This is a genomic window from Actinoplanes sp. NPDC051346 (genome assembly GCF_040682215.1).
In the GTDB taxonomy this organism is placed as follows: domain Bacteria; phylum Actinomycetota; class Actinomycetes; order Mycobacteriales; family Micromonosporaceae; genus Actinoplanes.
In genome coordinates this window covers 294,854-302,951 of record NZ_JBFBAJ010000002.1, presented here as the reverse complement: position 1 = coordinate 302,951, position 8,098 = coordinate 294,854, and the positions used below count along the sequence as shown (strand labels likewise).

7 protein-coding genes are annotated in these 8,098 nt (G+C 70.4%); 2 read left to right on the top strand and 5 right to left on the bottom strand.

Annotated elements, in window-relative coordinates:
• The 4 genes from AB0M36_RS05800 to AB0M36_RS05785 form a co-directional block, all read right to left on the bottom strand.
• Positions 1-2,407, bottom strand: a 2,407-nt coding sequence (locus AB0M36_RS05800) for a fibronectin type III domain-containing protein (protein WP_364153022.1), incomplete at its 3' end; no start/stop codon positions are given.
• Between the two features lie 314 nt (positions 2,408-2,721).
• Complete coding sequence (locus AB0M36_RS05795) at positions 2,722-4,068, bottom strand: hypothetical protein (RefSeq protein ID WP_364153020.1); 1,347 nt, start codon at positions 4,066-4,068, stop codon at positions 2,722-2,724.
• Positions 4,065-5,486, bottom strand: coding sequence for a PrsW family glutamic-type intramembrane protease (locus AB0M36_RS05790; protein ID WP_364153017.1), 1,422 nt, complete (start codon positions 5,484-5,486; stop codon positions 4,065-4,067). The genes AB0M36_RS05795 and AB0M36_RS05790 overlap by 4 nt, the downstream gene beginning before the upstream one ends.
• Complete coding sequence (locus tag AB0M36_RS05785) at positions 5,483-5,698, bottom strand: hypothetical protein (protein WP_364153014.1); 216 nt, start codon at positions 5,696-5,698, stop codon at positions 5,483-5,485. The genes AB0M36_RS05790 and AB0M36_RS05785 overlap by 4 nt, the downstream gene beginning before the upstream one ends.
• Here AB0M36_RS05785 and AB0M36_RS05780 point away from each other — a divergent pair.
• Positions 5,697-5,858, top strand: coding sequence for a hypothetical protein (locus AB0M36_RS05780; protein WP_364153012.1), 162 nt, complete (start codon positions 5,697-5,699; stop codon positions 5,856-5,858). The two genes, AB0M36_RS05785 and AB0M36_RS05780, sit on opposite strands and share 2 nt — an antisense overlap.
• Complete coding sequence (locus AB0M36_RS05775) at positions 5,855-6,082, top strand: hypothetical protein (RefSeq protein ID WP_364153009.1); 228 nt, start codon at positions 5,855-5,857, stop codon at positions 6,080-6,082. The genes AB0M36_RS05780 and AB0M36_RS05775 overlap by 4 nt, the downstream gene beginning before the upstream one ends.
• Here the strand turns inward: AB0M36_RS05775 and AB0M36_RS05770 are convergent.
• Positions 6,075-8,045 carry a metallophosphoesterase family protein gene (locus AB0M36_RS05770; protein WP_364153007.1) on the bottom strand — a complete coding sequence of 657 codons (1,971 nt, stop codon included), beginning with the start codon at positions 8,043-8,045 and terminating at the stop codon, positions 6,075-6,077. The genes AB0M36_RS05775 and AB0M36_RS05770 overlap by 8 nt on opposite strands.
• Between the last annotated feature and the right edge of the window lie 53 nt (positions 8,046-8,098).

The window sequence follows — 8,098 nt, the reverse complement described above, 5'->3', positions numbered from 1 at the left end:
CGGTGTAACTCGTCACCGGACCACCATCGTCCGGCGTCGTCCACGACACCGTCGCCTTACCCGGCGCGTTACCCAACACCACCGACGGCGTACCCGGCACACCGGGCTTGTCCGGCTTCACGCCCGGAGACGACCACGCCCCCATCCGGTTACCCGCGTTACCGACCGCTTCCACCCGGAACGCGTACGCCAACTCAGGATCCAGATCCGTGAACGTGCACGACCGCAACGCCTCACAACCCTCCGGCACCACGATCGTCTGATCCGACGTCAGGTGGTAACCCGTCGCCGGACCAGCCGACGTCGGCACCGCCCACGTCACCGTCGCCGTACCCGGCGTCGCACCCAACGTCACCGTCGGCGCCGCCGGCGCCGCCGGCCTGTCCGGCCTCACCGCGGGAGAACTCCACGCCGACCACGTCGGCCCCGAAACACCCTCCGCGGCGACGCGGAACGTGTACGCCAGCTCCGGATCCAGATCCAAGAACTCACACGACCGCGACGCCTCACAACCCTCCGGCACGTTGATGTCCTGATCGGACTCCAACGTGTAACCCGTCACCGCACCACCACTAGCACCACTCGGCGCGGACCACGTCACCGTCGCCTTACCCGGCGCGTCACCCACCTCGACCGACGGCGTACCCGGCATAGCCGGCCTGTCCGGGAACACACCCGACGACGTCCCCGACACCGCGGGCGGACCCACCGGCCCGGTCGCCGTCACCGTGAACGTGTACGACAACGCCGGATCCAGATTCTCAAACACACACGAGCGCACCCCGACCGCGGTGCAACCCTCCGGGACGGTGATCGACCGGTTCGACGACAACGTGTAACTCGTCACCGGACCACCATCGTCCGGCGTCGTCCACGACACCGTCGCCTTACCCGGCGCGTTACCCAACACCACCGACGGCGTACCCGGCGTACCCGGGGCGCCCGGCGTCACCGGGTCGCTGGCTTCGGACTCGGTGTAGCCGGCCGGCCCCTCCGCCCCGACCACGAACGTGTAGGCCAGAGTCGGATCCAGATCCGTGATGTGGCAGGAAGGATCGCCGACGTCCTCACCACAGTTGTCGGGAATGACCGCCCACGGGTCCGCGATCAGCGTGTACCCGTTGATGGGTCCACCGCCTTCCGGCCCGTCCCAGGTCACCGTCACCTCACCCGACGAGGTGACGGTGACGTCCGGCTTGCCCGGCTCGCCGGGCGCGGAGGCCACCACCTCGACGCTCTCGGCGGACGCGGTTTGCACGCCCGAGGCGGAGACCGCGGTGACGGTGAAGGTGTACGTCGTCTCCGGGTCCAGGTCGGTGAAGTCGCACGTGAGATTAAAGAGGTCTGCCCCGCAGACCGGCGGGCTGTCCGTCACCGGGTCCGAGGTCACCTCGTAGTGGTCGACCGCTCGGCCGTCGGTGGGCGCCTCCCAGGTGACCGTCGCCGTGCCCTGGCCGGTCAGGTCCACCGCCGGCGTGCCGGGCACGCCCGGCTTACCCGGCGTGATCGGCTCCGACGGGTCGCTGCGCTCGGACTCGCCGCCGCCGTTGGCCGCTACCTGGAAGGTGTACTCCAGGCTCGGGTCGTTGACGACCACGACACACGACCGGTCGGACGCGTCAGCGCCACAGTCGCCCAACCCGACGACACCATCGGTGTCCGAATACAGGTTGTAGCTGGTGGCGGGGGTCCCGCCGGTCGGTGCGGTCCAGCTGAGGAGCACCTCGTCGTCGTTCTCACCGACGGACACCGTCGGCGGGTCGGGCTTCTCCGGGGGTCCGGCGATGATGGCGTTCGACGCCGTGCTGGCCACCGAGCTGCCGGTCAGGCCCACGCCGACCGCGACAACCCGGAAGGTGTACGAGACTCCCGCCGTGAGCCCGCCGAAGAAGCAGTCGGTGGTGCTCGGGGCCGCCGGGAACGTACAGCTGCCCGTCACGCCCTCTGTGGCCGGCGACGGCGTCACGATGAAGGAGTCGATGCCGGTGGTGCCCCCGATGCCGGGGTTCCACGCCACCCTCACCTCACCGCCGTTGCCCGTGTAGGAGACGGCGGGCTTGGTGGGACTGTTCGGGGGTCCCGGAATCGCCGTCGTCAAAGCGGCAGCCCCCGTGGAGCAGTCGGCGCCGGAGTTGAGGGTCGTCGAGCATGCCTTGACCGTGACGGTGTACTCCTGCAGCGCCGTGAGCGCACTGATGGTGCACGTCCTCGCGGTGCTGGACGCCGTGCAGATCTTGCCGCCGGGTTGGGCGGTCGCGACGAAGTGGTGGACGTTGGTGCCCGTATGGGACCAGTTGACCGCGACCGTCCTCTTACCCGCGGTCGCCGTGACACTTGTCGGATCGGCCGGCGCCACTGCCCAGGCCGGGGCCGGGAGCGCCGCTATCGCCAGCAGCGCTCCCAGCACTGCCGCCGCGACCCTCCCCCAGCGGGGATCACCGCGCCGTTTCCGCGCTTTGTCTGTTTCCGACACCTATCTACCCCCGTGTTCGCGCCCGGGCGTCTCGTCGCCAAGGCAAGCTGACACACCTGAAGGTAGTCAGATTGCGTATAAAAAGCGTTGAAACGGGTAGGTCGGCCCACGCCATCCGAACGGCAGATCGCCGCTGTCGCGACCTGGGGACGCACGGCTGGTTCCCATGCGTCGACGACGAAACGATATGGACCCGATTTTCGACAAACCGCTACATCAACCCTGGCCCGGCTGGTAAGCGACCAGGTTTACTTCGCTGGCTTGTAGACGAACGAATCGAGGAGCTCGCGGAACGGTTCGGGCACCTCGCCGGTGTCGTCCCACCAGTTTCTTACGTGGCGGCGGAAGTCGTCGAAGCCCTCCTCCAGCTCCGCGTCGGGGTTCGCGGCCGCGGCGATGGTGCGGGCATAGTCGACGATCGCCTGCTGGGCGGCCGCCCGCACGGCGTCGCGGACCACGTCGGGCAAATAACGGGGTGAGATCACCGAGCGGACGAGGCCCTCCTTCGGGTTCTCCGTCCGATGTTCCCAGGTTTGCGACGGCACCCCGTCCGCGCCGACGCGTTTGGGGCTGGAGAGCGGGCCGCGCAGCAAGTGCTCATACACCAGGGTTTCCCAGACCGCGCCCCGGTCGCCGATCGGGGCTTCCTGCACGTGGCCGGTCATCGTGACCCGCAGCGGTTTCTCCAGCCGGACCTGGCCGTGCCAGATGAGGTGGGCATCGAAGGTGGTCTGCCGGAACATTTCCGACAGCATCGCCGGCACCGATCCCTTGAAGCTGGAGTCCACGAGCGTGACGACGCTGCCGGGCTCTCCGATCGGAATTCCTTTGCCCCGCAGGTACGTGGCGAGGTGCTGTGCCTGCCGCCGGAGATCCGTATCCGGTATGTCCCGCCGGAAGTCCGCCTGGAGGCGGCGGTGCTCGGGTGCGGTCTGCTGGAAGAACTTCTCCAGGTCGCGCAGGGCCGCCTCGCCGACCGCACGGGAGATGACCACCGAGACGCCGTGCTCGCGGAAGAACTCCGGGTCGAGCTCCTTCGTCGCCAACGCGAGCGCCTCGCCGTCGCGCCCGACGAACACGACTTTGTGGGCGGGGTCGGCGGCCGCGGCGGCGTGGAAGGACGGCAGCATGGTGCGGGCGACGCGCAGCACGAAGGGCGCGACGTAGTGGCGCGTGACCGCGTACGCGTCGGCCACCGCCTGGGTGGCTTGCGCGTCGCCGGCGAGGCCGAAGTCCTCGACCGCCGAAGCCACCGCCCGCGCCGCGGCGGGATCGGCGGCGGCGGAGGCCGCGGAGGTCGCGGCGGTTGTCGGGTCGCCGGTCGTGGTCTGCGCGTCGATCAGGGCGTCCAGTTCCGGCTTCGGCATGCCGCCGGCGGCATAGCTGGCGGCCGCCGCGGCCACCGCGAGCGCGAGCACGGTCCCGCCGATCGCGGCCGCCGCCACGAACGCCGACGCGCCGCCGCAGTCGAGCGCCGTGCCGCCCTCCACCTGGTAGGACACCTCGCCGCAGTCCCCGGCGAGGGCGGCAGCGGGCCAGAGCAGCACCGTCACCACCGTGCCCAGGGCGACCGCCGACGCTCTCCGGAAAGTCATGACGCCACCCGCACCGGCCGGGGGCGTGCCGCACCGACGATGGCGGCCTGGCGCCGCTTGAGGGACCGCACCCGCTCGCGGAGGCCGTCGAGCCCTTCGGCGAGCGGATCGGCCTCCAGCCGGGCCAGGTGCCAGCGCGCCGTGGCGAGTGCCAACTGCGCGGCGTGCAGCCGGGAGGTGTTGCGCCACGCGGCGAGACCGTGGCGGCGCAGCAGGACGACCTTGAGCCACAACCGTCGGGCCGGGCTGAGCAGCATCGGCACCTCGACGGGCGCGACCGTGCCGGTGCCGGCACGCGCCTCCGCGGCGAGTTGCCGACCGAGACCGCCGGCCTGGCCGCCCAGACCCTTGTGGAGCAGCACGAGGTACGCGACGACGAACGGCCCCTGGAGCAGGATCAATGTGACCGGCTGCAACACCAGCGCGTCGACCAGCGGGCTCGGGTCGAACCACTCCTGCTTGTTCTGCCCGTACCAGGAGAACAGGACGTTGCTCGCCATGTGACCGCCCGCCGCCGCCACGAGTCCGCCGGTGATGACGCGGGCCCGGCCGGCGGTGAGCTGGCGGGCGGCACCGATGCCGGCGCCGGCGAGGGCGGCGAAGGCGGTGTGCGCCGCCAGCAGCCCGATCGACTGGCGCATGAAGTACTGGTGCGCGGCGCCGCCGCTGTCCGCCGTCATGTAGGCGACCGTCTCCACGAAGTTGACGCCGAGCCCGCACGCCGCCCCGAGGACGAGCCCGGTGACCAGGCCGTCGACCTGCCGGCGGAGCAGCAGGAGAACCACCGCGACGCCGGCCGCCTTCGCCAGTTCCTCCCACACCCCGGCGAAGATCATGGTGGCGACGGCGACCTCGTGGCGGATCTCGACGGTCCGCTCGGCGGTGATGCCCAGGCCCTCGATCTGGACCAGGATGGCCTGGACGGTGACCCGGAACAGGTGGACCACCGGGGCGGCGAACCCGGTGGCCACGAGCGCTCCCCAGCCGAACACCGCCAGCAGCAGCCGCACCGGGATCCGGCGGAAGCGTTGCATCCGGTGCACCGCCCACAGCCCGAAGGCCGTGCTCGGCACGCAGATGAGCATCGTCAGCGGGAACTCGAAGACGCCGAGTCCCACCGCCACGAAGGGACACCACAGCAGCGCGACGATGATCGGCCGCGCGGCGGTGCGCCGTACCCGTACGGTGAAATTCACCGCGACGATCCCGGCCAGGGCGACCGCCATCGCGAGATGCAGCACCAGGAACGAGGTCGGCAGCTTGACCACCGCCGCCACGAAGCCGATCTCGTCGCCCAGGATGGCCAGATAGACGGCGAAGGCGAAGGCGTACGAGCTCAACATCGCGACCGCGATGGTCAGCGCTCCACTGAGGCCGGAGTCGGAGAACCACGCTCGGGGCCCGCCACCGGCGGTCACGGCGACGACCCGGTCAACAGGCCGAAGGCCACCAGCAGCGTGATCAGGATGAATACGGAACCGAGCGCGCCGCAGGCCGCCATCGCCTCGACGTGCGGCTGCCGCTCGTAACCTCGCGGCGCCCCGGCCCGATCGTCGCGCACGCGCACCCCCGTGGCGTCCTCATTGATGGGTGATAATACAGCGGACTCGGCCGGCGGGGGGAGCGTCATGGTCCTGATCAGATTCGCCCAGCTCGCCGTCCAGCTGATCGTCCTCGTTGTCACGATCGCCACGACGGTCCGAGCTCTCCAGTTCAGCCGCGACGAATACCGCGCGGCGCACCGGCCACCGTGGATCCGGGTCATGCTCGGCGTCGCCACGCCGTCGTGACCCGGCGGATGGCCGACCGCCGGCCCGCGATCGAGGACAGCCATATCCTCGCCGACTACCTGACCGCCCTGGCACAGCTACGCGAGGGACACCCCGGCGTCCCGGTCGCCGCGACGGTGGACCGCGTGACCGGGCACCTGAGGGCGATCATGGCGTCCTGCGCCGAAAGCCACGACGTCACCCCGTACCTGTCCGCACTCCAACGGCTGGGGCCGGCTACGTGATCGCGCCGCGGCCGGCGGTGCGGGCCAGGGTGATCCGGTCGATCTCTTTGTAAGGCTTGTTGCTGCCCGGCAGCGCGTCGGCGAGGCTGCGCACCGTCAGCGTGGTGCGTGCCCCCGGGGCGGCGGGCACGACGTCGACGGCGATGAACGCGTAGTCGTCGTAGCGGACCTGCGACCAGTCGACCACCTCGGGGACCCGGCTGCCCGCCGGGTGCCCGGCCGGCTTGACCGAGCTCTTCTCCTTCGACCAGAAGTAGCTGTTGACGATGTTCTCGGTGTTGTTCTCGCGAGAGTTGGGACCACCGGGCGGCTGGTAGCCGCGGTAGCGCTGCCCCGCGGCGAGCTTCTGCGGCCCGGTCGGCGTGACACCGGGGGGAGGCGGCGCGGCGGGTCCCGGCGCCTGACGGAACGGATACCGTGGACGGCCGCCGGACCCGACGCAGATGTACGTGACGCCGTCCTTGGCCGGGTACACCGTGGAGCGGTCGGGAGCGGACCGCGTCCGTTTGCCGTACCGGATCGGGTCGGTGCGTTCCAGCAGGTGGTTGTGGCCCTGGACGACCAGGTCGACCTGGTACTTGCTGAACAGCGGGTCGAGCGCGTCGCGCACTCCGCCGTCGGAGGCGTGGTTGTTCGTCGTCGAGTACGCGCAGTGGTGCAGGAACGCGACGACGAAGTCGATGTCCTTCGCCCGCTCCCCCTGAGTACGCCATTCCCGCAACGTGCGCTTGAGCCAGCTCACCTGGGCGCCGCGGGAGTAGCCGGTGTTGGTCTGCAGTTCCGCGGACAGCTCGTTGGCGTCGATGGAGATCATGCCGACGTTGGCGTAGACGAACCGGTACACCGACGGGCAGCCCTTCGGGCCGTTGGTCGGGAAGTCGAGGCGCTCGACGAGGCCCCCGTACCCGTGGGTGGGGCTGTCACCGAGGAACTTGGTGTCCCCGTAGAGCGGTTCCATGTCGTGGTTGCCGGTGGAGAACATCCACGGCGTGTGGGCGGCCAGCGGCTCGATCTGGTTGAGGAAGACATCCCAGACGTACGGGTTGTAGAGGTTCTTGCCCTTCGGCGCGATCCGCGTGAGCGCCGTGGTGTCGTCCGCGGGCAGACCCGAGCCGGACGGGTTGGCGTAACAGATGTCGCCGGCCAGCAACGTGAAGACGGGCCGTTGCGTGGCCATGAGCAGGGTCTGGGTCAGGGCCGGACGCTTGTCGGTGCCCTGCGGCCCGGCGACCGGATCGTCCGGCAGGTAGGAGTTGTCGTCGAAGACGCCCGCCGGCCAGGTGCCGTCGGCGGCGGTGACGGACGAGGGGTTCTGGCCCCAGGCGTACCGGGGATCGGTCGGAGCGGTGTTGGTGCCGACGTCGGCGAAGGCGGTGAAGGTGAACGGGGCCGGCACCGCGGAGCCACGCCGCGGCGCGGTGGTGAAGTGCGCGTCACCGCTGACCGTGCCGTCGGAAAGCCGGATCCGGTAGTGGTACATCGTGCCCGGTTGCAGCCCGTCGACGGTCGCCTTGAGGTAGAACTGGCTTCCGATCGGCCCGCCGGGAATCGCGTACTGGCCGACCAGGTGGGTGATGCCCGCCTCGACCCGGGTGCCGTACTCCCCCGGAGCCGCGCCGACGTCGACGAACGCCCGCAGCTTGGGTGGCAGGGTGCCGGTCTTGCTGACCAGTTGCGCCGTCACGGCCATCGCGGGCCGCAGCACGCCGTCGGCGCCGGGCACGAACGACAGGTGGCGGCCGGACACCACGACTCCGGCCTGGCCCGCGTCGCCGCCGCCGGCGGCGAAGGCGGCCTCGGCGAGCTGGAACTGCGCGAACGCGTAGCCTCCGGCGCCCGCCATGACGGCCTTCAGCGCGGAGCGGCGGCTGATCCGCTCCCGGTTCAGCTCCTGAACGTTCCACGCGCTGACTTCATCCACCGTGATGGGACGGCTACCCTTCGTGAACACCACGAGGGCCATCCTCGCAACGCTCGGGACCGTTACGTGTCGGACATGCCCGGGTTCACCGGGAA